The organism is Spirosoma spitsbergense DSM 19989 (genome assembly GCF_000374085.1).
GTDB lineage: Bacteria > Bacteroidota > Bacteroidia > Cytophagales > Spirosomataceae > Spirosoma > Spirosoma spitsbergense.
This window is the reverse complement of the sequence record NZ_KB893387.1, coordinates 22,777-45,622: the sequence shown is the minus strand read 5'-3', so window position 1 is coordinate 45,622 and position 22,846 is coordinate 22,777. Positions and strand designations below refer to the sequence as shown.

Here is a 22,846-nt window from a genome sequence, read left to right as displayed (position 1 = left end):
AATTCGCTGATTTATCATACAAATGTCGTTCTTTGCCGGACTGGCAAAACCGTCCGATTTTCAAAAAACAGCTAGTCCGGTTATGGTCCCCTTCAAATCGCTTATCCAGGTCGACAGGTCATTAAGTACGCCCGTATTTGTGCAGGTAAGCGACCAGCTTGGTCAGCTTATCCGCCGGGGAACGCTTGTGCCTGGTCAGCGGTTGCCCGGTTCCCGCCAACTGGCCACCCTGCTGGAACTAAACCGACAAACCATCGTAGCGGCTTATGACGAAGGGATGGCGCAGGGCTGGCTCGAAAGCCGGTCGGGCAGCGGTACGTACGTAGCCGCGCATTTTCCCGAAGTCAGGCCGCAGCAGCTGACGCCGGAAGAAAATCCACACTGGAACAGGCCAACAATCAGCCAACCCGGTTACGCTTTTGAATCGACGGTTTTTCTACAACGACCCGTCCTGACTCAGTCGGCGGGGTTACGGTTGGATGATGGCCTGCCTGATATCCGGCTGGCCCCGATGGATGAACTAAGCCGGGCTTACCGGTCGTATTTTCGGTGGGGCAATCCGCAGGCTCACTTCGGCTACGGCGACACAAAAGGGCATCCGCTCCTGCGCGAACAACTCTCGCTGCACCTGAACGAAACGCGGGGTCTGCAAACAGCGCCAGACAATATCCTCATCACGCGCGGCAGCATCATGGGTCTGCACCTGACCTGTCAGGTCCTCCTCCGACCGGGCGACATCGTTGTAACGGGTGAGACGACCTGGGCGGGTGCAACCATGAATATCCAGAAAACGGGCGCACTGCTAAAAACCGTACCTGTCGACCAGTATGGGATGGATGTTGATGCGCTGGCGGTCCTTTGTCAAAAAAACAGGGTTCGGATGGTATTCGTCAATCCCCATCATCATTACCCCACTACGGTAACCCTCCGGGCTGATCGGCGTCTTCGGTTATTGCAGTTGGCAGAACACCACGGCTTTGCCATTCTGGAAGATGATTACGATTATGATTTTCACTACCTGAGCCGCCCCATCCTGCCCCTGGCCAGCGCCGACCGGCAGGGCATGGTTGTGTATGTGGGGTCGCTCACCAAGTCGGTGGCACCCGCGTTTCGGGTTGGGTATGTAGTAGCCCCATCGGGTTTGATCGACGAGTTGGCCCGGCTTCGGCGCATCATCGACCGGCAGGGCGACCCGATGCTTGAATTTGCCATTGGGCAGCTGTTCAAAACGGGGGAACTGAAACGGCACTTTCGGAAAGCGTTGCGTACGTACCACGCCCGGCGGGACTACTTCTTCAACCTGTTAACCAGCGAGTTACCCAATGCGATACAGTTTACAAAACCCGATGGGGGAATGGCTGTCTGGGCCGCCTTTAATCCAGTCGTGGATATGGAGAAACTCGCCCGGCAGGCGTCTTTTACGGGATTGTATGTGGCAAGCGGGCAAGCGCACAACCCGCCCGGTCAGCAACTGAATGGCACCCGGCTGGGGTTTGCCTCCAGTACGGAGGATGAGCTGGAGCAAAGTGTCTTAATCCTGAAGAAACTACTCTCAGAGGGCTCAGGGCGTTGAGTGACTCTCTGCTGGATCATAGAAGCTAAAACCCATTTCTTAGTTAAAAATACGGCCCAGCAGTACGGACACTGCAAAAAAGCCACCCATTAGAAACAAGGCGCGTACATACGTTTGCCTTCGTTCAAGACGGTTCATCTGTTTCCAGGGCTTAACAACTTTACCAAAAGCGCGACTCAGCAGGAAGAAACTACCCACAAATATACCCGTACCCAGAAGGGCAACGACAAACGCAAGCGCCCCGTTTCCGGCACAGGTCAGGTTGCAGGCCAGCCCAAGGGCCAAACTGGTCAGGGTAATGCCCAGTAGGAACAGAAATACAAACCCCACTCGCTTGCCCGTCTGGTTACTGACTGGCTGTTCGTTTACGGTAGCCCGTTCTTCGAAATAAGCCGGGTTGGAAGACCGGGCATCCGTCGGACGTACGAGCGTATCAGACCGAACATCTATTCGTCGGCTACCCCAGGCGGTATGATTGGTATTGGGTGCCTGAACACGGGATGCCCACAATCCGCCCAGCAGGATGAACAGTAAAAAGTTGGTCATGAACGCCCCGAACAGCCACCTTCGCCCGACCCAATACCGCATACCGGCTACCCGCTCCGATTGGGTTTGCAGAAAAAACGCCCCGGCCAATAGCCCGGAAATCAGGAGCAGCAAACCGCCTTCCGACCAGTTGGCCAATAGGTTCATACCCAATAGCAGGCCATTGAGCGCGTTACCGATTTCGCAGAAAATCAATAACAGAATAGCCGTACGGGTGTGGCGGCTGGCCCAGCGGGAGAGGTTTTTCATGGATGATGTATCAGGGGGAAGAGATTGTAAAAGTAGTCCATTTTGATAAGTTTAGCGGAAAAACAGGGCAGTAACAAGGATCACTGAACAGTCGACCGCCATGCCCGATACGCTACCCGCATGCAAACGGCGCAGGGCCGAAAACCCAGCGCCATTGCTTCTACCTCATTCCGAAAAAACACCCGGTTGGCAGTTTTCATCCGTTTTCCCGCCCGGCAATGCAGGTGACCATAAATTTTGCCGGGAGCATGACCAGCCAGTGTAACCACACCATTTCGCAGTAGCCCGGCCAGTACTTTCAACTGAGCGTAATGAGATGCCCCTAACTCGGTGTGTTTAATCATTAGTCAATCTATCGTGGACCAGGTTAGTGAGCATCATGAAAAATCAGTCCTGAGGCCACTAATTAGCAGGGGAAATAGATTCGAGGGAGAGATAAAAGTACTTATTGCCTGCTATACCGTAGACCGTTTTATCGTACTCGTAGTAACTTCCACTAAACTGAACGTTCAATCCAGTTTGCTGAAACTCACTCGCCAAATTACAGGTATAGCCAATATCGTGAGAATCAAAACTATTTGGTACTCGAATAAACCAGCTACTTTGAGTAGAATCGTAATAAACGTCACCTCTGGCGTTGCGGGTTCGTTTGACGTAAGCACCCGCGTCGGGACAGGTGGCCGGTGGTGGGCCTTCTTGCTGGCATGACCAAACAAGGTAAACTAAAAGTATACAAAAGCCCGGAACAAGTAGTAGACGCTTCATAATTGAGTTTTTTGCTGTTATGACCGTTCCGCATAAGTAAAGGTTGGAACGCCTTCAATAATGTCTTGTAACTTCACTCAGGTATTTATCCCATAAGCCGACAGTTAGAAACTACCAAAATACAGGATGTGGCTTGCATTCGCCAATGGCAAGTAAGTTATAAGTCGGTTCGGGCGGCTTCCCAGCCCAGCATGGCCTGCTTGCGTTCGGTTCCCCACCGGTACCCGCCGAAGAGACCGGTCTTTTTAATAACCCGGTGGCAGGGAATCAGGTAGCCAACGGGATTACTGCCAATGGCCGTTCCAACCGCCCGCGCTGCCGTCGGCTGCCCGATAACTTCGGCAATCTGGTCGTAACTGCTTAGTTGACCTTCGGGAATTTTCAGCAGGGCTTCCCACACTTTAAGTTGAAACGCCGAGCCGCGCAGCAGCACCGGTAGCCGGTCTTTTTTTACCGTACTGTTCGTTTCATGAGACGGAAAAATCTGATCGGCCAGCGACTGTAGCAGGGCGGGTTCATGTTGGAGGGCGGCTTCGGGCCAGGCCGTTGCCAGAATGGTTTCGGGTTCATCACTTTCATTCAGGAAGTGCAGCAGGGCAATCTTTCCGCTGATAGTTCCCAACACGTACTGGCCAAACGGACTATCGAACACGCCATACGCCAGTACTACCCCCAAACCCGCCTGCCGGAACTGTCCCGGTGTTACACCTTCGATACTGACAAACAAATCGTGGAGACGGCCCGTACCCGAAAGGCCCGCTTCGTATGCCGTATCGGCGAGGGGGAAACCGCTTCGGAGTCGGGTTTTAGCGTGTTCGAGCGTTAGGTACTGCCCGAATTTCTTGGGGCTTACGCCCGCCCATTCGGTGAAAAGACGCTGGAAATGAAACTCACTCAGGTTCGCTTTTTCGGCCAGTTCGCGCAGAGATGGCTGCTCCCGGAAGTTGGCAGTCAGGTGCTCGATGGCGCGGGCAATTTGCCTGTACGTGTATGCGTTGTTGATGTTCATTTGTTTGACGTTTACCAGTACAAAAGTCGCCATAAGTCCGTGGTGGAGAAACCCGCTTCTTGCGGAGTTTCCCAGCCAATACACAGGCACACACTTTCTTTATGTTGCTTTGTCAAAAACTTTTCGGTAGGTTTCGTTTATAATCTAACTACGTAGCAATCATGCCTGTCAACGCAAAACATTTGGCCACCTTTATTCTTGGCGCAGCCGCCGGAGTGGCCCTCAACAAATACGCTCAGTCCGAAGATGGCCAGAAACTAATGGCTGACTTGAAAGAAAAAGGGATGCAGCTCAAAACGGAAGCCGAAGGTACTATTGATCATGCCCCGGATTATTTCGACAAACTGAAGGAGCAGCTATCTGATATGCTGAAAGCCAACTTCCCCGATGCCGAAGCCACCATCGACGACGTACTGGGCAAAAAGAAGATTACCCCACTCGACCCGCCCAGCGAAGGATAAGTAAATGATAGTGAGGTCTTTACGGACAACTTCCCACTTGTGTGCGGTATTCAATCAGTGAATCAAAAGCCCTTTTTACTCATTGGCATAACCGATGATAGCGTGCAGAGCCGCAATCACCAAACCCTGCTGGAGTTACTGGCCAATGGCCTTGACTTTATCTACTGGCGCAGCTTGGCTTCTAAAATAAACACAAAGCTGTTTCCAACCCACGTGCAGGCATCCATTATGTTCCCGGCATGTGAAGCAGATCATGTTCCTTCTCCCTCTCGCTGGCACCTGAAAGAACCGGACCGCCGACAATTACCAGCCGGCACTACGTTTTTTTCGACCAGCATTCACGACCTTACCGATTGGCCTGCGCTGGCCGGGCAGGCCGAACTGGTTTTTTACAGCCCCGTCTTTGACAGTATCAGTAAGCCCGGCTACGGACCGGCAAACAGTCTGGATTTCATTGCGAAACAGGTAGCAACTATCCGCCGGCAACATGACCGTCTGCCCCGGCTAATTGGATTAGGGGGAGTGAATGCCGATAATGTATCGCTGCTTCAACAGGCCGGATTCGATGGAGCTGCGCTAATGGGTGCTCTCTGGCAAACACCTGATGCCATTCGTGCATTTAAAACAGTTAAAGAGGCTCTCCATCCAACGATAACCTGAACGTATTCAGGCCACCACTCAGATTAAAAACGTGTTGATAACCCTGCCTCACTAAAAATTCCACAGCCTGTCTACTGCGCCCCCCTGACTGACAGTGTACCACCACGGGCCTATCCATTGGAATCAGATGCGGTTGCTGTAGCAGCGCAGCTAGTGGCAGCAGTAAGCCACCCAGGTTGTCCCGCTCATATTCATCTGGTTGTCGGACATCCACCAGCATTGGTTTATCAGCCTGTGTTAGCCACGTTCGTAGCGCTGAGGGGGTGATTTCCGGAATACCAGTAGTGCAGCCCGCAAACGATTCAGGTAAGGTCGTTATGGTTTTATTGGCCGGGTTAGTGGTAAACGAAAACGTATTGAACGACAGCGTGAGCGCATTGAATACCAGCAGTGTACCACTTAGTACATCGCCGATGCCGGTAATGAGTTTAATAACTTCATTGGCCATAAAACACCCGGTCAGACCCGGAACTACACCGACTACGCCAACCTCACCGCAGGCTTCCAACTCACTGGGTTCAGGATACAGACAACGGTAGGTTGGCCCTTCCTCAAGGTTAAATACACTGACCTGCCCATCGAATTTATAAATTGATCCGAACACCAATGGCTTCTTTAGCAACACACAGGCATCATTAACCAGGTATCGGGTTCCAAAATTGTCGGACCCATCCACGATAATATCATAGTTGCTGAGTAAGGACAATGCGTTTGACCTGTCCAGAAAAACAGGATGTGCCAGGATCTGACAGTACGGGTTCTGACGCGCTAATACAGCCGCAGCTACAGTGGCTTTGAGCTGGCCAATGTGTTCGGGCGAAAAAAGTACCTGTCGCTGCAGGTTACTGGCTTCCACTACATCGCCATCAATAATGCCCAGTACACCAACGCCCGCAGCGGTGAGGTACTGACATACAGGACACCCCAGGCCACCCGCCCCAACGATAGCCACCCGGGCCTGCTTCAGCTGCTGCTGCCCGGCCAGGCCTATCTCCGGCAGGCGAATATGGCGATCATAACGATTCAGTTCGGCCGGTGTCATACGCCTGTCAGTGTTTTATCCCAGTCTTTCCAAACCGGCTCGTAGCCCTGCCGCCGGATAACATCGACCATCTGAGCCGGGCTGCGCTCGTCGGAAATGGCGAACTGTTCCAGCGACTGGGGTTCAACAGTGTAGCCACCCGGATTGGTTTTCGAGCCTGCACTCAGGCTGGTAATACCTAGTTTGAGTACATGATCCCGGAAACGGGGTGTTTCGCGGGTTGACAACGATAACTCAACCTCCTCATTGAGGAGCCGGTAGGCACAAATCAATTGCACCAGATCACGATCCGTCATGCACCGTTCAAAGGATTTTGAGGTAATCGTATCGTTTTGTAACAGGTCAATGGGGCGCAGCCGCGGGAACGAGATGCTATACCGGGTTTCCCAGTACATACGTTCCAGATAGTGGAGGTGGGCGGCCGTAAAAAAACTATCCGTACGCCAGTCTTCCAGGCCCAGCAGGGCACCCAGGCCCATTTTATGGATACCCGCTTTTCCAAGTCGGTCGGGGGTATCGAGCCGGTATAAAAAGTTAGATTTTTTGCCCTTCGGATGGTGATTCCTATACGTTTCGCGGTGGTACGTTTCCTGATAAACAAGTACCGTGTTGAGCCCTTCTGCAATAAGTTCCTCATACTCGGGCTGATCCAGGGGCTGAACCTCCATGGAGATATGGGCAAAGTGCGGTTGTAGTAGCCGGATGGCATTCTTCAGATAGGGTACGCCAACGGTCTGGTTTGCTTCACCTGTTACCAGCAGAATATGGTCGTACCCAAGTTCTTTCACGGCAGTAGCTTCGCGCAGGATCTCCTCATCGGTAAGCGTCCGCCGACTAATTCGGTTATCAAGGCTAAACGCGCAGTAGGTACAGATGTTCTGGCACTCGTTGGAGAGGTAAAGGGGCGCGTAGAGTTGAATGGTTTTGCCAAACCGTTTTTGCGTTAACTGGTGGCTCAACTGGGCCATTGGCTCCAGGTAGGCCTGCGCAGCCGGTGAAATCAGGGCCTGGAAATCGTCGAGGGTCCGGCGGCTGTTGCTCAGGGCCCGCTCTACCTGCCGGGCGGTCGTTGTATAGATAGCGCGCTGAACGGTATCCCAGTCATAGGTATCAAACCAGGTGTGCGTGCTCATAGTTCATCCAGAAAAGCAGTGAACGGACTACTGGCATGGGCCACCACCGACGGACGTGCCAGTCGGGCTTCGTAGGCCAACCGGCCCGCATCCACGGCCAGTTTGAATGCCGTAGCCATCCGCACCGGATCATCGGAAACGGCAATGGCCGTGTTCACCAGCACGGCATCGGCGCCCATCTCCATAGCCGCAGCCGCGTGGGACGGTGCTCCCAAACCGGCATCCACAACGACCGGAACCCGGCTTTGCTCAATAATAATCTCCAGAAAGTCAACAGTCTTTAGCCCTTTATTGGTGCCAATAGGGGCACCGAGGGGCATTACGGCGGCCACGCCTACCTCTTCCAGTCGTTTACACAGTACCGGGTCGGCATGGATGTAAGGCAGGACCACGAACCCGAGTTTTACCAGCTCTTCGGCCGCCTTCAACGTTTCTATTGGATCGGGCAGGAGGTATTTCGGGTCGGGGTGAATCTCCAGTTTAAGCCAGTTTGTTTCCAGCGCTTCACGGGCCATCTGAGCGGCAAACACGGCTTCCTTAGCCGTCCGGACGCCAGATGTATTGGGCAGTAAATTGAACCGGGGATGCGCCAGGTGAGCCAGTAGGTCATCCTGTCTGTTAAAGGCATCAATTCGTTTCAGGGCAACGGTTACTAACTCGGTACCTGATGCCAGCAGCGCATCTGCCATCAGCTGGGCAGAACCAAATTTACCCGTTCCGGTAAAGAGCCGGGACGAAAATGATTTGCTGGCAATAACCAGCGGATTCGTTGTCTGCTTAGTGAACATGATTTGGTGCCAGGGTTAGTTGTGATAGAAATAACCGTGTCTGGGCAGCTGGATCGGGGGCGTCCGTAATGGCCGATGATACGGCGATACCGTGCAGGCCAGCCCGAATGAGTTCCGACACATCGGCCAGGGTGATACCCCCAATAGCAATAATCGGTAAGGTTACCGCCTGCTGTTGAACAGCCAGTAATACGCGCCGATAGCCAGCCAGCCCCAATATCGGACTTAGCTTTTCTTTGGTGGCTGTAAACCGAAACGGTCCCAAGCCAACGTAATCGACCCCGTCGCGCTGGTGGGCCACTATTGTATCGGCCGTGTTGGCCGTGCCGCCAATGATAACACCCGGCCCCAGCAGGGCGCGGGCTTCCCGAACGGGCATATCCTCCTGACCCAGATGGACGCCATCCGCCCCAATCTCGCCCGCCAGATGCGGATTATCGTTGATGATAAGGCGGGCGTTATATTGACGGCAGACGGCCAGTATTTCCAGCGCGACGGTTTTCCAGTCGGCATAGGTCCGGTTCTTCAGCCGTAGCTGGACCCAGTCGACACCCGCCCGGCAGGCGATTTCGGCCTGCTCGGGTCGGGTGGCAATATAGTGTAAGGTTCTGATAGTCATGAGTATGGTTGGTGAAAACCCAGCAGCGTGGGCGAACTGGCCAGGTATTGACTCATATAACGACGGGCAGATAAACAGGCATCGGGCAGTGATGAGTTACCGGCCAGTGCAGCCGCCATGGCCGCTGACAGCACGCAGCCACTACCGTGCTTGTTGCCGTTCGACACGAAAGCCGCCGGATACGATACGACCACCTTCCCGTCCATCAGCAGATAATCCGTAACTGTTCCCTCTCGGGGTTCGGCATGCCCCCCTTTTAGATATACCGGGCAATAATGGCTCAGCTCCTCAGCCGCCAATTGTGCTTCCTTCCCGCTGGCCAGTTGTCGTACTTCCGGTACATTAGGCGTTAGGAGTGCCAGCCGGGGCAGAATATTCCGTAGGGAATCCCAGCCCGTTGAACCATGAAAACTAAAACCGGCAGAAGCGGTCAGGATGGGATCCCAAAGCAATGGCACACCGGGCAGTTGAATGGTTAGCCAGTCGAGCAATTCCGTCAGGACAAATAGTGACTCGATCAGGCCGATCTTTACCGCCCGGATGGGATACCGCTCTACCAACGGTTTACACTGATCAATAATCGTTGGCAACGCTACCCACCTGACCTGACGAAAATCAGCATCGTGCTGCATGGTCAGGGCCGTACACACGCCGAGTCCGTACACCAGACTGGCTTCAAAAACCTTTATATCGGCCAGTATGCCCGCTCCCGCGCAGGGATCCAACCCGGCAATAGTCAGCGCATAGGGCCGTTCGGTCTGGATGGGGATTTTGGCAGGTATGGGGTTCATAGATAAAGCTGATTACCCTGTTCGGCAAACTCCTTTGCCTTGGCCTGCATCGCTTTTTCAAGCACATCTTCGTCGGCAAACCCGTTTTGTTCGGCATACTCGCGTACATCCTGCGTTATTTTCATCGAGCAGAAATTCGGGCCGCACATCGAGCAGAAGTGCGCTGTTTTGGCCCCTTCTGCGGGCAGGGTTTCATCGTGAAACTCCCGGGCCGTATCGGGGTCGAGTGCCAGATTGAACTGATCTTCCCACCGAAACTCAAACCGGGCTTTGCTCAGCGCATTGTCGCGGTACTGGGCGCCGGGATGGCCTTTGGCCAGGTCGGCCGCATGGGCGGCAATCTTGTAGGTGATAACGCCGTCTTTAACATCCTTTTTGTTCGGTAGCCCGAGGTGTTCTTTTGGCGTTACGTAGCAGAGCATGGCCGTACCAAACCAGCCAATCATGGCCGCGCCAATGGCTGACGTAATATGGTCGTAACCGGGAGCAATGTCCATCGTCAGGGGACCGAGCGTGTAGAACGGTGCTTCGTCGCAGTGCTGCAGCTGCTTGTCCATATTCGCCTTAATCATGTGCATGGGTACATGACCCGGCCCTTCAATCATGACCTGCACATCGTGTTTCCAGGCTATCTTGGTTAGTTCCCCCAGCGTTTCTAGTTCGGCAAACTGCGCGGCATCGTTGGCATCGGCAATAGAGCCCGGGCGCAGGCCGTCGCCGAGGGAGAACGACACATCGTAGGCTTTCATAATGGCACAGATCTCCTCGAAGTGGGTATACAGGAAATTCTCCTTATGGTGGGCCAGGCACCACTTGGCCATAATGCTACCCCCACGCGAAACGATGCCCGTTACCCGGCGGGCCGTCAGTGGAATGTAGCGCAGCAGTACCCCGGCATGAATGGTGAAATAGTCAACGCCCTGCTCAGCCTGTTCGATGAGCGTGTCCCGGAAAATCTCCCAGGTAAGCGCTTCGGCTTTGCCGTTTACTTTTTCCAGCGCCTGATAAATGGGTACTGTACCAACGGGTACCGGACAGTTGCGAATGATCCATTCGCGGGTTTCGTGGATGTTCTTCCCGGTCGATAAGTCCATCAGGGTGTCGCCCCCCCACCGGCAGCTCCACACGGCTTTTTCCACCTCTTCCTCAATGCTCGACGAAACAACCGAGTTGCCGATGTTGGTGTTGATCTTGACCAGAAAATTCCGACCGATAATCATCGGTTCTATTTCCGGATGGTTGATATTGGCCGGAATGATGGCCCGGCCAGCCGCTACCTCCTGACGGACAAATTCCGGGGTGATGAACTGCTTTGGGGTATTGGCTCCAAAGCTATTGCCGGGGTGCTGCTGCCATAGCGACGACTGATCATTCAGGGTGTCGATGCGCTGGTTCTCGCGGATGGCGATGTATTCCATTTCCGGCGTAATGATACCCTTGCGGGCGTAGTGCAGCTGCGTGACGTTATGGTCGGTTTTTGCCCGCAAAGGGTGCCGGATGTGGGCAAACCGCAATGCATCCAGGCTCTGGTTGGCCATTCGCTGATTGGCGTAATCTGACGAAAAGGCCAATTGCTGCTCTACGTCACCCCGGTTCATAATCCATGATTCACGCAAACGGGGCAGCCCCTGTTCCAGGTCAATGGCTATGTTGGGATCGGTATACGGTCCGCTGGTATCATACACCGTAACGGGGGCATTGGGCTGGCGATCTTTCCGAAGGCCCACGTGCGAAACCGTATCGGAGAGGCTGATTTCCCGCATGGCAACACGAATGTCGTGCAGTTGACCCGGCACGTAAATCTTCCGCGAACCGGTCAGGGGCTGGCGGGTAATGGTTTGCTGCGTGGGCAGCTGTTCGACTTTCTGACTCATGATTATCCTCCCTGGGTAGCTTGTAGAATCGTAATTTTTTCGTTTCCGGATAAGGCAAACTGCTCCCAGCTGGTGCGGGGAACAATAGCGTTGTTGACGGCTACCGCAATGCCTTTTTTATCGGCAAGGGCTAATTCCGTCAGTAGACACCCGAGGGAAGTTGATTCCCCCGTTTCTACGGATTGGTTATTAACAGATACGTTCATGGTCTTGTGCATAGTAGCGCCAAACACACAAGCGTAGGGGAACGAACCGGACGAATAAGGAAAGCGGGTAAAAAACGAGTAGCGCCGATAAGGCGGTCAGGAGACCGCACAAAATTCTTATCAAGCCAGTATTCTCGCTTTTCCCTCCGCAGGTATTATCCTGTTCAGGTTCAAAGGGTGATCTCTCAGCCCGGTTGGGCACCCCTAAAGCTTTGCCTTTCAGCAAGACAAATGTAGAAACGAATTTTTAGCAATCCAGATGATGGGCCTTATTATTTCAGGAAGGATATACGGGTTATGCTCTGACCTTTATTCATAAAGATGAATAAAGGTCAGCAATTTATGATTTGAGGGTTTAACGTCTGTTTTCGTAGCGTAATTTTAGGCGTCCAACCTTCCACCACCAACAACAGGCTATCGCTTAGATACCAAGATCACCCAGCTTCGAGGTTGGTTTGAAACCTTTCCTGCTCTACGAGCTTACGTAAAACGCCGGACTCCAAAGTCCGACATTTTACGTAAGAACCTCACTAACTAAAAGCATCACCGACCATTTATGGACAAACTACGCGCATTCCTGAACGAAAGTGGTTTCGACGCCAGCCAGCAACGTTTGGTTATCAGCCAGTTTCACCGTCAGACGCTGAATAAGGGCGGTTTATTCGTAGAGGCAGGTCGAATCAGCGACCGACTGGCCTTTGTGGAACGGGGGCTGTTTCAATTTTTCTGCGACCGGGATGGCGAGGAAATAACGACGTACACCGCTGGCCCGACTGATTTTTTGATCTCACTGGGCAGTTTTCTAAAACTCCAGCCAGCCCGTGAGTCCATCCGCGCCCTGACGGACAGTATTATCTGGGTGATTGACAAACCGGCCTTCTCACAACTGCGGCAGGATTTGCCCCCGTTCGACGTGTTTTATGTGGGTATGCTCGAAGACCAGATCAATTGCATTGAAGAGAGCCGCTACAACCTACTGACACTCAGCGCCGAACAGCGGTATCAGAAATTAATCAAAGAAGAACCACATCTATTGCAGGAAGTACCGCTACACTACCTGGCGTCTATCCTCGGCGTTACACCCCGCCATCTGAGCCGCATCAGGGGCCAGATCCGATGATTGACTGACCATTGCGCAATGCGACAAATAAGAATAAGGCGCCGAACGATTTAGACATTTGTCTACCAGATTGGTCTACCTGACCAACCAACTTTGTATCGTCAATCAACTAACAGACAGACGATATGAAGACAGTAACACTGGCAACCCTGCTACTGATAAGTACCGTGGCTACTGCCCAACGCTTCCCGCGTAATGAGATTAGTATCAATGGCTTCCGGAACCCCTCCATTGGGCTGGAGTACCGCCGGAGCCACGTTTCGGTCCACGCCGGGTACTACATTACAAACTTTACCCCGAACGTAACGACGCAGTTTGCCAAAACGGGATTAACCTACTGGTTTTTACCCATTGGCCGCCGTGAAAATCCTTCCTCATTTTACGCATCCGTGTCGTACCTGCGCGGCCTGAACCGGGACTATGAGCAGGAGAATGCGGGGGCAGCCGAAGCGGGTTTTCGCTGGATGGTCTGGCGCGGGCTGAACCTGCGTTTAGGCGTAATAGCGCTGGCAAGTGACGGGAAAGACATCCAAATCAACCCGACGCCCGGTATCAGCTACTCGTTTCACTGGTAAATCTCATCCTCAGAAAACTATGGAACCGTTCGTAAAGCCCTCATCCCGGCTTATTGGCTGGCTGCTTATTGTCGGCGTGGTACTAGTGATGGTTCCGTATACGGCACTAACCATCAATTTCGATTATCCCGATATTCTGCGGCAAACCCCCGCTGTTGTATTGACACGTTTTCACCAGGGAGGCAGTGCATTGATTGTTACCTGGTGGGTATTTTCTCTGGGCGGCCTGCCACTACTTCAGGCTTACGTACTCATCGGACAACAGCTTGATCAACAGAATACTACCGTTCGGTGGGCTACGACGCTGGGCGTTGTTTCCGGTCTGGTTCAAATTATCGGTTTGCTGCGCTGGACATTTGTGGTCCCGGTGCTGGCGATGAACTACGTAACCACCCCCGACCCGGCTACCCGTCGGGCCATTGAAGTAGTGTTTACTGCTGTTCATCAATACGGGGGCGTTGTGCTGGGTGAGCACCTCGGTCAATTGTTCACCATTCTATACACGGTGCTGTTATCGGCTGTTTTTGCGCGACTAAACCTGTTTCCGCGCTGGGTAAGCTACGTTGGGTATGCAGCATCGGCTGTATATCTACTGGCGCAGGGTGAGTTGTTTGCTACGGTAATTCCTGGTTTCCCGGTCTGGGAACTAGCCGGTTTACTGGGTAGTACGGGCTGGTTAGTATGGTTAATCATAGTGGGCTTATGTTTTTTACGACTTCCCCTGCGTAATGACATTGACCTTTACCACGCAGCGTAAATCAAACCATTTGGCCCCTCATGAGTTATTAATCCAGTACTTAATAAAAAGCACAATGGATAAGCTACAAAAGTTTGAGTTGATGAACAAGATTGTTCGTGAACTGGAAGACCTGCAAAATAGTCAAACAGCCCTGATTGAGAAGATTGGTAAGATAGAAGTAGACAACATGAACGGGTTGAACGACAAGTTTCTGGAGAAGAACCTTGGCGAGATGCATAGCAAAGTAGCCGAAAATGTTGATGCAGTATCCAACATTTTTACTCACTTTGAGGAGCAGCGCGACAGTTACGCCGAGAAAAACAAATCGGCTATTGAAGCACTGGAAGCCCAGGCTGCTATCGAAGCTGCCAACGAATAGTCTTTATTAGGCACACACGAACACAACAACGCCGGGTTCCTGGGAACCCGGCGTTGTTGTGTTTTACGAGCAGCCTGCGCTGTCAATTTTTCAGCCGCACATATTTCTCGATATTCATCCGGTCGATACCCGCCTTTTCCACTTTCTCGATACCCCGTTGAATAAGGGTATCATTTTTCAGAGAAACGGTAAAGGTAAAGTCATGGCCTTCCCATTCCCGCTCGTTACAGTACTCCAGATGCTCGGTATACGAACTATCCCTGAGGGTGTACTTACCCCCTCCTGAATCATAATTAGCCGCCGAGTCTTTATTCACCCCATGTTTTAAAAAAGCAAAATGAGAACCGTTAATGATTTTGATAAAGGAGCTATTTTTCGTGTAATCCGTTACCGATGTATCCCCTTTTTCAATCAATGTCCCCGATAGTAGTTTCCAGGTTCCAACGAGCGATTCGGATAATTCTCCGCCATCATTTTTGGTCGTTTCTCTCCCACAGGCACAGAATAATGTACTGATCAGCACAAACGTAATTGGTCGTTTCATAAGCCATGAAGTTCGTTTTTTCTGTAAAGATGCGCACCAGATTGGTTTCCACTAAACTACCGGACGGTCAAGTTCCCCCCTCCTACCCTAACACCTCCCGCAACACGGGTAGTGACTTCACTTCACCGAGCGAATCGATATGAATATGGTAATAGGCTACCAGGGCATCGAGCAGCTCGTTTCGGGCGGCCCGGCTTAGTTTAACGGGGGTTCCCAATGGTTGCCGAAGCATGATGTTCAGGGCCGTATCCATCTCGTTATCAGGCAAAAAAGGATACGCATTTTCGCGGAGCTGACTCTCGAACTCGCGGGCCGACTCCGGACCGAAGCCCAGAAAAAACGATAGCTTCAGCAGGAAAGCAATATGAAAATTCTCGTAGTTCAGTCGGGCCTCTTCCAGAAACAGGACCGATTCGACCAGAAAACGAAAGAGCACGGGGCTACTGGCTTCTTCTTTCAATACCTTGTTCAGAAACTCCGTCACGAACATCGCAATGGTCGACTTGGACACCTCGAAGGGAAGGCTTTGAAACGGGGCACTGGTCTTTATTTCCGATAGCCGGTGCAAATCCCGGTCGGGTTTGTTGTACACGACCATTTCCAGCAATGTAAGCGGCTGAAACAGCGCAATCCGGTTGTTTTTGCTGCGGGCCGTCCGTACGCTATTGACAATGTAGCTTTGCAGACCGAACTCTTCGGTATAGATGCGGGCGATGATGGAGGTTTCGCGGTAGCGGATGTAACTAAGGGCGATTCCTCTGGTTTTATGGAGCATTATGATACGATGCCTGCTTTTCGCAAGCATCCTACAAGATACGGTTTTTAGCCGTTAAAACCGACTGGCAACCTACTCAAATCAGCACATTCTGTGCAGCAAATGCCTGACTAAACGCTTTAATCTGGCCGCGGATACGGCGGTAGTTGTTCATAACCGCAAATACCCATGTGCCATCTGGCTGCGGGTCGGCCGGGTCGCCGTCGCGATTACCCGTGCAAAGCACTAAAATTCGTTTTATACCGAATACGTTTGTTTCATCACAGTAGCCGATGAGGGACACAAGCTACTGAACTGGCTGGTTTTCATGATGGCATCGGGCACAGTAGACCGGTCTACCAGCGAAAAGCCCAGCCGTTGAAAATACCGATCGGCGGTGGTCGTGATCAGGTATACGGTACTGACGGCTTGTTTTTTCGCTTCGTCAAACGCCCGGTCGCACAACTGGCGGGCAATAGCCTGGTTCCGATAGGTTTCGTCCACGCTTAGCGAGCGTAACAGTCCAACAGTATTGTAGATTTCAAACCCAACGGAACCTACGAGTTTTTCGCCATCAAGGGCTAGCCAGAAATTGGGCAAATCGACGGGCAAATCCTCGACTGGTAATTGATTTTTGGTTAGCAACTGCACTAACTCAGGCAGTTGTTCCGGGCGGGCGGGTTGAATTGTTATAGCCATAAACGTGCTTATAATTCGATACATGTATGAGTAAAAAGAGCATACAATCAGCAGCAGGCAGCACCGGCTTCCTGACCGGCAGAGGCTTCACAACAGGGTTTTGGCTGCGCGGTGCCGGGTTTCTCGGCATACACCGTAATGCTGAAAATACCTTGTTCCGGGCTGCTTTTGTACTGTTGCAACGCGTCCGGGCTGAGGTAATTGAGCAAAAGCTGATCGGGCAAATTGATTTCTTTCCGCTTTTGAACCAGTACATCCGTAAAACCGGCTTCGGCCACCAGACGGAGGTAATCCTGTTGCGGAATCGCCCCCGAAACACAACCTGCATATAATTCGGCATCGCGCTGTAATCCATCGGGTAAATCGCCGGCCAGCACAATATCCGACATGCTGAAATGCCCCCCCGGTTTCAGAATCCGGTAGGTTTCAGTGAACGCTTTCAGCTTGTCGGGTACGAGATTCATAACACAATTACTCACGACCACATCGGCCAGCGATTCAGGCAGGGGCATGTCTTCGATGTCGCCATACACAAATTCCACGTTGGTATAGCCCAGCGTTCTGGCATTTTTCCGGGCGCGGTCTATCATGGCAGGAGTCATGTCTAGTCCAATTACCCGGCCCGTCTCTCCGGTTTCGGCACGGGCCACAAAACAATCGTTACCCGCACCGGAGCCAAGGTCAACAACCACATCACCCGGCTTTATGTGGGCAAATTGCGTAGGCAGGCCGCAGCCTAAACCCAAATCGGCTTCCACCGCATACCCCTCTACTGACGTGTATTCGTCATTCATCAAAATGCTGTAAGAAGCATCGGTAACGGCTGGCCCGCAACAACTGGTAGCGCCGGGACTGGATGGTCCCGGAGTGGATACTCCGGCAGTAGCGGGACCACAGCAATCCACTACTACACCCTGAGCGTTTTCGGCCTGCGCTATTTCGCCGTATTTCTGGCGTACTAGTTCCTTGAGTTCTTCGGATGTGTTCATAATTGACTTGGTTTAATCCATCGTATTATTACGATTGGTAATGACAAAAAAATAGATTCAGCAGCAGCCCTGGCCTACCATAAATGTATCCAGTACCTGCCCAAATAACTGCCGGGCTTCGTCCCAAACCGGTTCATTGATGCAATAGCACACGCGGGGCGGGTCAATATCGCCTTTAATGATGCCAATGCGTTTTAGTTCTTTTAGATGCTGCGATACCGTGGCCTGCGCTAAGGGCAGTTCGTCTACCAGGTCACCGCAGACACAGGCTTTCCTGTCGGCCAGCAATTGCAAAATAGCCACCCTGGCCGGATGGGCAAAGGCTTTGGCCAGTTCTGCCACGCGGTTCTGCTGATTGGTAAACAAGTCGGTTTTCGCTAATCCCATATTGGTTACAGGCCCATGATGAGTGGGCCGACATTAATACATCGCAATATTACGATAGAGTAAAGTCTAATGCAAGAAATCTTTGTTGATTGTACACTATTTTTCTCCATGAAACTTTACAAAACCCGCTCTGGCTTCGTTATTGAATCCCAAAATCAGTTTTATGCCGTGCCCGTCACCGATTGGGACACGCTGATTAACCGCGATGATCTGCACGTTTATCTACAGGAATTAATCACCACCGCCACACCCGGCGATGACTATCAGGCCTGGACACAAACGGGTTTGCTGGCCCCCATTGGCCGACAGGAGGTGTGGGCGTCGGGCGTTACATACCTGCGCAGCCGCAATGCCCGGATGGAAGAATCGAAGAAATCGGGTGGCGATAACTTTTACGACCGCGTGTACGATGCCGAACGGCCTGAACTGTTCTTCAAAGCTACCGCCGAACGTGTAGTGGATCCGGGCGGTAATGTCCGTATCCGCGCCGACTCAACCTGGGACGTACCGGAACCGGAGCTAACGCTTTTCATCAGTTCGTCCGGCAAAATTGTGGGGTACACCTGTGGCAACGACATGAGTTCGCGGAGTATCGAAGGCGAAAATCCATTGTATTTACCCCAGGCCAAATCATACGACGGCAGCGCGGCTTTAGGTCCCTGCCTGTACGTTCCCGAAGTCCCTATAACCCCGGAAACCCAGATTCGACTGAAAATTGTGCGAAATGAGCAGGCCGTTTTCACCAATAGCATTGCCATCAATCAGATGAAACGGCAGCATACCGAACTGGTTGAGTATCTCTATCGTGAGTGTTCATTTCCGAACGGCTGCTACCTGATGACTGGCACCGGCATTGTACCCGGTGATGATTTTACGCTCCGTTCCGGCGATGAAGTAAGCATCACAATTGATGGTATCGGTACCCTGACCAATGTCGTCGAGTAAGTGAAATACACCTAATTCGGGGACGGGGGGGCCACCAGCGGCACGAAATGCTTCTGATTCAGGGGCAAATTTTCGGCCGTCCAGTCAACATAGCCTACGAAGGCGAAGGCCCGCACGGGGCAGTTGGCTACCCGGCAGTAGTGGCAGCACTCGCTGATACAGGGGTCGGTGTGTACAAAGATTTCCACTTCCCCCCGAAACCCTGCTTTCAGCGTATTTTCAAAGTGGTGGACTTCGTTGTGTACCTGCGTCAGTTCCCAATAGTAGGGCAGGGTCAGGTGGCAGTCGATGTGCAGGTCGGCACCGTATTTCTGAACGCGCAGGTTATGAACGTCAATCCAGTTAGGGTCCCGATGAACGTTGAGCAAATTGACCACCCGATGAAGCGTTGGCACATCGGTTTCGTCCATGAGCCGGGCCACCGATTGACGGGTAATCATAAATCCATTGTAAATAATCGCGATGGCCAGCACGACCGACAGTGCGCTGTCAATCCATCCTTTACCCGTCAGCGCTACCAGCCCAACCCCAATTATGACGACTATACTGCTAAACGTATCGGTGAGCAGGTGTTTGCCATCGGCAGACAGCGCGGCAGAGTCGGCTTGCCGGCCCGTTCGGATGAGCATCCAGCCCACAAAGGCGTTGGCGATGGCCGTAAGCCCCACCAGGGCGATACCCCAGTCGAGGTGAGTAAGCGATTTCGGTTCGAAAAAACTAAGAATAGCCTGCCACATGATCACCAGCCCCGCCGACAGAATCATTGACCCTTCGAACCCCGCCGATAAAAATTCAATTTTCCCGTGTCCGTAAGGGTGGTTCTGATCGGCGGGCAAATTGGCCAGATAGATGCTGTAAAACGCAAATCCACTGGCAATTACGTTGACGATGGATTCGACCGCATCCGTCAGAATGGCCGTTGAATAGGTCAGGAAATAGGCTGTGAATTTAAGAATCAGCAGAACGATGCTCAATCCCAGTGAGATGCCCATCCAGCGGTATTTTGTTTGTTGACTGGCACTCATGAAGTGTAGCTGCTGACGGTTAGTTTAAGCAAAGTTAACCATTCGTAGCGGGAATGTTTGTACTTTCGTCCGCATGAACTCGACTGAAAACCCCTGGCAAACGCTCCAATCGTCGGTTACCTACGAAAATCCCTGGTTAGCCATCCGGCACGAAGAGGTGATAACACCCGCCGGCACACCCGGCATCTACGGCGTAGTTAGTTTTAAGAACAAAGCGGTAGGCGTAATCCCGATCGATGCCGATGGGAATACCTATCTCGTCGGCCAGTACCGGTATCCGCTCAATGAATATTCGTGGGAAATTCCGGAAGGAGGTTCTCCGCTCGGTACAGACCCGCTGGAATCGGCCCGGCGCGAACTGAAAGAAGAAACGGGGCTCGAAGCCGGCAAATGGACCAGGATTGCCCGAATCCATACGTCCAACTCGGCTACCGATGAGGAAGGTTTTTTATACATTGCCGAAGACTTACAACAGGGGCAACACGCCCCGGAAGAAACCGAAGACCTGCGTATCTGGAAACTCCCGCTAGCCGAAGCAATACGCATGGTGATGAGCAGTCAGATTACCGATTCGCTCAGCGTAAGCGGCCTGTTAATCGTTGCCCGGTTGCGGGGAATTTAAACTCTGTTTATCGTTTGTAGTTTGCTATTTATAGTTGGCTATCGCAAGATTGGCTGACGCAACAAGTAACTACAAACAGTAAACTTCAACCATCAACAAGCTTTGTTTCTTCCCATTCTCCTTGGTTTCTTATTGGGTGCCGCCCTTTGCCTGACGTTCGGGACGGTTTTTTTTGCCCTGATTCAGAATAGTGTCGACAACGGATTTCGGTCGGGGATGAAAATCGTTTTTGGCGTTATTATCGGCGATATTCTGTTTGTTATAGCGGCTTTACTGGGAACGTCCTTTATCCCAAAGGCGCAGTGGTTCGAAAATCTGATGGCGGTAGTGGGGGTTGTTTTTCTGATTGCCCTCGGCCTGGTCAATATTCTGAAAGGAACGCCCCGGCTGGCGTATCCCACAACCCGACTGGGTAATTTCGTGTATTACTTCACTACCGGCTTTTTTCTGAACGCGCTCAATCCGGTCAATTTCGTGGCCTGGGTAGCCATTGTGGCGTATATTCGCTCGCATCTGCACTACTCCGATGCCCAGCAATACGGGTTCATGATTGCCGCCCTGGTAGGGGTATTTGCCACCGAAACGGCCCTGGCTTATTACGCCAACCGGCTCAAACGGCTCTTTACACCCCGCGTCGTCAAAATATTCAACCGCACTACCGGCGTTATTTTCCTCATCGGAGCCGCCAACATTACCTATTCCCGATTGCTCGAACCGCTCCAGAAAGCGCTGAACTGGTAGGATACAATAGCGGAAGAAAGAACGAACGAATAGCTGAAGCATATTCTTTCATTCTTTCGCTCTTTCACTTTTTGAATCAAGAAACTCCTCCCACTCCTTCACCAGGTCCTTTTTCAAAACGCGGGGAAATTTGTGCTGACCGCCCATCTTTCCTTTTGAGGCCATCCAGTCGTAAAACGTTTTGGTGGGTAGCACCGTCACGCTGATATCTTTGAGGGCGTGTTTACGCTCCACGGCATAATCGTCGTTGAGCACTTTCAGCCTGGCATCGAGCTGATTGCGAAACGTTTCTGCATCCACGACATCATCGGTACCAATGTACCAGTGGTGCGCAAACAGCGTATCGTGTGTTACACCCGCCACCGTAAACTCCCTCACCGAAACACCCAACGCATCGGCTACGGTTTCGATGGCTTTGTTCATATTATCCACCGACAGGTGTTCACCACAAAGGCTCAAAAAGTGCTTGGTGCGGCCCGTAATGACGATTTCGGCCCGTTTCGTATCGATAAACCGGATGGTGTCACCAATTAAATAGCGCCAGGCACCGGAGCAGGTCGAAATGAGCAGGGCGTATTCTTTACCCTCCTCTACTTCATCAATCATGAGCGTTTTGGGCTTTTCCACCAGTTCGCCATCGGGCGAAAAGTTCTGTTCGTTGAAGGGGATAAACTCAAAAAACAGCCCGTTGTTGAGCACCAGCTGCATGCCATGCGCATCCGGATGCGTCTGGTACGCAATAAACCCTTCCGACGCCAGATAGGTCTCGATGTAGGTAATAGGGTGCGCCAGGAGTTTGGAGAAACCCGCTTTATACGGTTCAAACGAAACGCCACCATGACAGAAAACCATCAGGTTAGGCCATACGTCGTGAATGGTTTTGACGTTGTAGCGGGCAATGATCTTTTCCATCAGCAACTGAATCCAGGCGGGTACGCCCACCACGTACCCAATGTCCCACTGCCCTGCCTGCTCCGTTATTTCGTCCAGTTTCAGGGCCCAGTCGCGTTCCTGGGCAATATTCCGGCCCGGCTTATAAAACCGCTCGAACCAGATGGGAATTTTAGCCGCCGTAATCCCGCTGAGGTCGCCTTCAAAGTGGCCTTCCCGCCGGTTCAACTGGGTACTGCCCCCCAGCATCAGGCAACCCTTCTCGTACAAGGTTGGGGGTAGGTTCTGGTACCGGCCAAGCGTCAGAATCTGCCGGACACCCGTCCGTTTGATGGCTTTGGTCATTGCCCGGGTAACGGGAATGTATTTGGTGGCTGCCTCCGACGTGCCCGAGCTCAGGGCAAAATACTTCACTTTACCCGGCCAGGTTACGTTTTTTTCGTCGGCCAGCGTCCGGTGCCACCAGCCATCGAACATCTTATTGTAGTCATGGACCGGCACGTACTGTTTATACTTTTCGTAGAACTCGCGGGTAGGGCCAAACTCGGCCGACCGGAGTAACTCCTCAAAACGATAGGCTTCCCCAAATTTCGTGAACTGTGCTTTCCGGACTAATTTCCGAAAGGCTTTCCGTTGCTGCCGGAAGGGGGTAGCCGTTCGCAACCGGACGACATTCGTCAGGCGAATGCCACTTTTAAGCATGTTTCCTAAAAGAGCCAT

28 protein-coding genes and 1 riboswitch are annotated in these 22,846 nt (G+C 52.3%); of the genes, 10 read left to right on the top strand and 18 right to left on the bottom strand.

The genetic code is table 11. The annotated features are described in order from the left end of the window. Window positions 1-22 precede the first annotated feature (22 nt). A complete protein-coding gene (locus B157_RS0100220) occupies window positions 23-1,573 on the top strand; it encodes an aminotransferase-like domain-containing protein (RefSeq protein WP_020601356.1) in 1,551 nt (516 codons plus the stop codon). A 39-nt stretch (window positions 1,574-1,612) separates the two neighbouring features. On the opposite strand, the gene B157_RS0100215 is transcribed toward B157_RS0100220, so the two are convergent. The 3 genes from B157_RS0100215 to B157_RS0100200 all read right to left on the bottom strand — a co-directional run bounded on the left by B157_RS0100215 (window position 1,613) and on the right by B157_RS0100200 (window position 4,175). Next, on the bottom strand, window positions 1,613-2,368 hold the full coding sequence (locus tag B157_RS0100215; RefSeq protein WP_020601355.1) for a hypothetical protein: 756 nt from the start codon (window positions 2,366-2,368) through the stop codon (window positions 1,613-1,615). 80 nt (window positions 2,369-2,448) lie between these two features. Continuing rightward, window positions 2,449-2,712 carry an Ada metal-binding domain-containing protein gene (locus B157_RS0100210; protein WP_020601354.1) on the bottom strand — a complete coding sequence of 88 codons (264 nt, stop codon included), beginning with the start codon at window positions 2,710-2,712 and terminating at the stop codon, window positions 2,449-2,451. A 578-nt stretch (window positions 2,713-3,290) separates the two neighbouring features. Further along, complete coding sequence (locus tag B157_RS0100200; RefSeq protein WP_245564997.1) at window positions 3,291-4,175, bottom strand: bifunctional transcriptional activator/DNA repair enzyme AdaA; 885 nt, start codon at window positions 4,173-4,175, stop codon at window positions 3,291-3,293. Window positions 4,176-4,303: 128 nt separating this feature from the next. On the opposite strand from B157_RS0100200, the gene B157_RS0100195 reads away from it, so the two are divergent. After that, entirely contained in the window at window positions 4,304-4,603 is a 300-nt protein-coding gene (locus B157_RS0100195; protein WP_020601351.1) for a YtxH domain-containing protein, read from the top strand. 57 nt (window positions 4,604-4,660) lie between these two features. After that, window positions 4,661-5,263, top strand: coding sequence for a thiamine phosphate synthase (locus B157_RS0100190; protein ID WP_020601350.1), 603 nt, complete (start codon window positions 4,661-4,663; stop codon window positions 5,261-5,263). Here B157_RS0100190 and moeB read toward each other — a convergent pair. Genes moeB through thiS form a run of 7 tightly spaced genes read right to left on the bottom strand, consistent with a single transcriptional unit; the run spans window position 5,232 to window position 11,716 of the window. After that, entirely contained in the window at window positions 5,232-6,305 is a 1,074-nt protein-coding gene (moeB, locus tag B157_RS0100185; RefSeq protein ID WP_020601349.1) for a HesA/MoeB/ThiF family protein, read from the bottom strand. The genes B157_RS0100190 and moeB overlap by 32 nt on opposite strands. Further along, the gene (thiH, locus tag B157_RS0100180) at window positions 6,302-7,438 is read right to left on the bottom strand and encodes a 2-iminoacetate synthase ThiH (RefSeq protein WP_020601348.1); all 1,137 of its coding nucleotides are present in this window, start codon (window positions 7,436-7,438) and stop codon (window positions 6,302-6,304) included. The genes moeB and thiH overlap by 4 nt, the downstream gene beginning before the upstream one ends. Next, the gene (locus B157_RS0100175; protein ID WP_020601347.1) at window positions 7,435-8,226 is read right to left on the bottom strand and encodes a thiazole synthase; all 792 of its coding nucleotides are present in this window, start codon (window positions 8,224-8,226) and stop codon (window positions 7,435-7,437) included. Before B157_RS0100175 ends, thiH begins: the two co-directional genes overlap by 4 nt. Continuing rightward, window positions 8,216-8,845: a thiamine phosphate synthase gene (locus B157_RS0100170; RefSeq protein ID WP_020601346.1), complete on the bottom strand. Its 630-nt coding sequence runs from the start codon at window positions 8,843-8,845 to the stop codon at window positions 8,216-8,218. Before B157_RS0100170 ends, B157_RS0100175 begins: the two co-directional genes overlap by 11 nt. Continuing rightward, a complete protein-coding gene (locus B157_RS0100165) occupies window positions 8,842-9,636 on the bottom strand; it encodes a hydroxymethylpyrimidine/phosphomethylpyrimidine kinase (RefSeq protein WP_020601345.1) in 795 nt (264 codons plus the stop codon). The genes B157_RS0100170 and B157_RS0100165 overlap by 4 nt, the downstream gene beginning before the upstream one ends. Then, window positions 9,633-11,510, bottom strand: a complete 1,878-nt coding sequence (gene thiC, locus B157_RS0100160; RefSeq protein ID WP_020601344.1) for a phosphomethylpyrimidine synthase ThiC — start codon at window positions 11,508-11,510, stop codon at window positions 9,633-9,635. Before thiC ends, B157_RS0100165 begins: the two co-directional genes overlap by 4 nt. A gap of 2 nt (window positions 11,511-11,512) precedes the next feature. After that, on the bottom strand, window positions 11,513-11,716 hold the full coding sequence (gene thiS / locus B157_RS0100155; RefSeq protein ID WP_020601343.1) for a sulfur carrier protein ThiS: 204 nt from the start codon (window positions 11,714-11,716) through the stop codon (window positions 11,513-11,515). Between the two features lie 124 nt (window positions 11,717-11,840). Then, window positions 11,841-11,932, bottom strand: a riboswitch (TPP riboswitch). 340 nt (window positions 11,933-12,272) lie between these two features. On the opposite strand from thiS, the gene B157_RS0100150 reads away from it, so the two are divergent. The 4 genes from B157_RS0100150 (at window position 12,273) to B157_RS0100135 (ending at window position 14,529) form a co-directional block, all read left to right on the top strand. Next, on the top strand, window positions 12,273-12,836 hold the full coding sequence (locus B157_RS0100150; protein WP_020601342.1) for a Crp/Fnr family transcriptional regulator: 564 nt from the start codon (window positions 12,273-12,275) through the stop codon (window positions 12,834-12,836). 125 nt (window positions 12,837-12,961) lie between these two features. Then, entirely contained in the window at window positions 12,962-13,411 is a 450-nt protein-coding gene (locus B157_RS0100145) for a hypothetical protein (RefSeq protein ID WP_020601341.1), read from the top strand. Between the two features lie 19 nt (window positions 13,412-13,430). Continuing rightward, window positions 13,431-14,168: a DUF4386 domain-containing protein gene (locus B157_RS0100140; protein WP_020601340.1), complete on the top strand. Its 738-nt coding sequence runs from the start codon at window positions 13,431-13,433 to the stop codon at window positions 14,166-14,168. 55 nt (window positions 14,169-14,223) lie between these two features. Next, entirely contained in the window at window positions 14,224-14,529 is a 306-nt protein-coding gene (locus B157_RS0100135; protein ID WP_020601339.1) for a hypothetical protein, read from the top strand. A gap of 82 nt (window positions 14,530-14,611) precedes the next feature. Here the strand turns inward: B157_RS0100135 and B157_RS0100130 are convergent, their stop codons facing one another. The 6 genes from B157_RS0100130 to B157_RS0100105 all read right to left on the bottom strand — a co-directional run bounded on the left by B157_RS0100130 (window position 14,612) and on the right by B157_RS0100105 (window position 17,902). Beyond that, window positions 14,612-15,073 (bottom strand): hypothetical protein, encoded by a 462-nt coding sequence (locus B157_RS0100130; protein WP_020601338.1) that lies wholly within the window; start codon window positions 15,071-15,073, stop codon window positions 14,612-14,614. Window positions 15,074-15,155: 82 nt separating this feature from the next. After that, window positions 15,156-15,848, bottom strand: coding sequence for a DNA repair protein RecO (gene recO, locus B157_RS0100125; RefSeq protein ID WP_020601337.1), 693 nt, complete (start codon window positions 15,846-15,848; stop codon window positions 15,156-15,158). 76 nt (window positions 15,849-15,924) lie between these two features. Then, window positions 15,925-16,074 carry a hypothetical protein gene (locus tag B157_RS37925; RefSeq protein ID WP_020601336.1) on the bottom strand — a complete coding sequence of 50 codons (150 nt, stop codon included), beginning with the start codon at window positions 16,072-16,074 and terminating at the stop codon, window positions 15,925-15,927. An 11-nt stretch (window positions 16,075-16,085) separates the two neighbouring features. Then, window positions 16,086-16,526, bottom strand: coding sequence for an arsenic resistance N-acetyltransferase ArsN2 (gene arsN2 / locus B157_RS0100115; protein WP_020601335.1), 441 nt, complete (start codon window positions 16,524-16,526; stop codon window positions 16,086-16,088). A gap of 47 nt (window positions 16,527-16,573) precedes the next feature. Continuing rightward, window positions 16,574-17,515 (bottom strand): arsenite methyltransferase, encoded by a 942-nt coding sequence (locus B157_RS0100110; protein ID WP_020601334.1) that lies wholly within the window; start codon window positions 17,513-17,515, stop codon window positions 16,574-16,576. Between the two features lie 57 nt (window positions 17,516-17,572). Then, on the bottom strand, window positions 17,573-17,902 hold the full coding sequence (locus B157_RS0100105; RefSeq protein ID WP_020601333.1) for an ArsR/SmtB family transcription factor: 330 nt from the start codon (window positions 17,900-17,902) through the stop codon (window positions 17,573-17,575). A gap of 108 nt (window positions 17,903-18,010) precedes the next feature. On the opposite strand from B157_RS0100105, the gene B157_RS0100100 reads away from it, so the two are divergent. Continuing rightward, on the top strand, window positions 18,011-18,847 hold the full coding sequence (locus B157_RS0100100; RefSeq protein ID WP_026308375.1) for a fumarylacetoacetate hydrolase family protein: 837 nt from the start codon (window positions 18,011-18,013) through the stop codon (window positions 18,845-18,847). 11 nt (window positions 18,848-18,858) lie between these two features. Here B157_RS0100100 and B157_RS0100095 read toward each other — a convergent pair whose 3' ends face one another. Next, on the bottom strand, window positions 18,859-19,872 hold the full coding sequence (locus B157_RS0100095) for a cation diffusion facilitator family transporter (RefSeq protein ID WP_020601331.1): 1,014 nt from the start codon (window positions 19,870-19,872) through the stop codon (window positions 18,859-18,861). A 73-nt stretch (window positions 19,873-19,945) separates the two neighbouring features. On the opposite strand from B157_RS0100095, the gene B157_RS0100090 reads away from it, so the two are divergent. Together B157_RS0100090 and B157_RS0100085 are read left to right on the top strand one after the other, a co-directional pair. Then, a complete protein-coding gene (locus tag B157_RS0100090) occupies window positions 19,946-20,494 on the top strand; it encodes an NUDIX domain-containing protein (RefSeq protein ID WP_020601330.1) in 549 nt (182 codons plus the stop codon). Window positions 20,495-20,596: 102 nt separating this feature from the next. Beyond that, the gene (locus B157_RS0100085; protein ID WP_020601329.1) at window positions 20,597-21,235 is read left to right on the top strand and encodes a LysE family translocator; all 639 of its coding nucleotides are present in this window, start codon (window positions 20,597-20,599) and stop codon (window positions 21,233-21,235) included. A 48-nt stretch (window positions 21,236-21,283) separates the two neighbouring features. Here the strand turns inward: B157_RS0100085 and B157_RS0100080 are convergent, their stop codons facing one another. Further along, complete coding sequence (locus tag B157_RS0100080; RefSeq protein WP_026308374.1) at window positions 21,284-22,846, bottom strand: GH3 family acyl-acid amido synthetase; 1,563 nt, start codon at window positions 22,844-22,846, stop codon at window positions 21,284-21,286.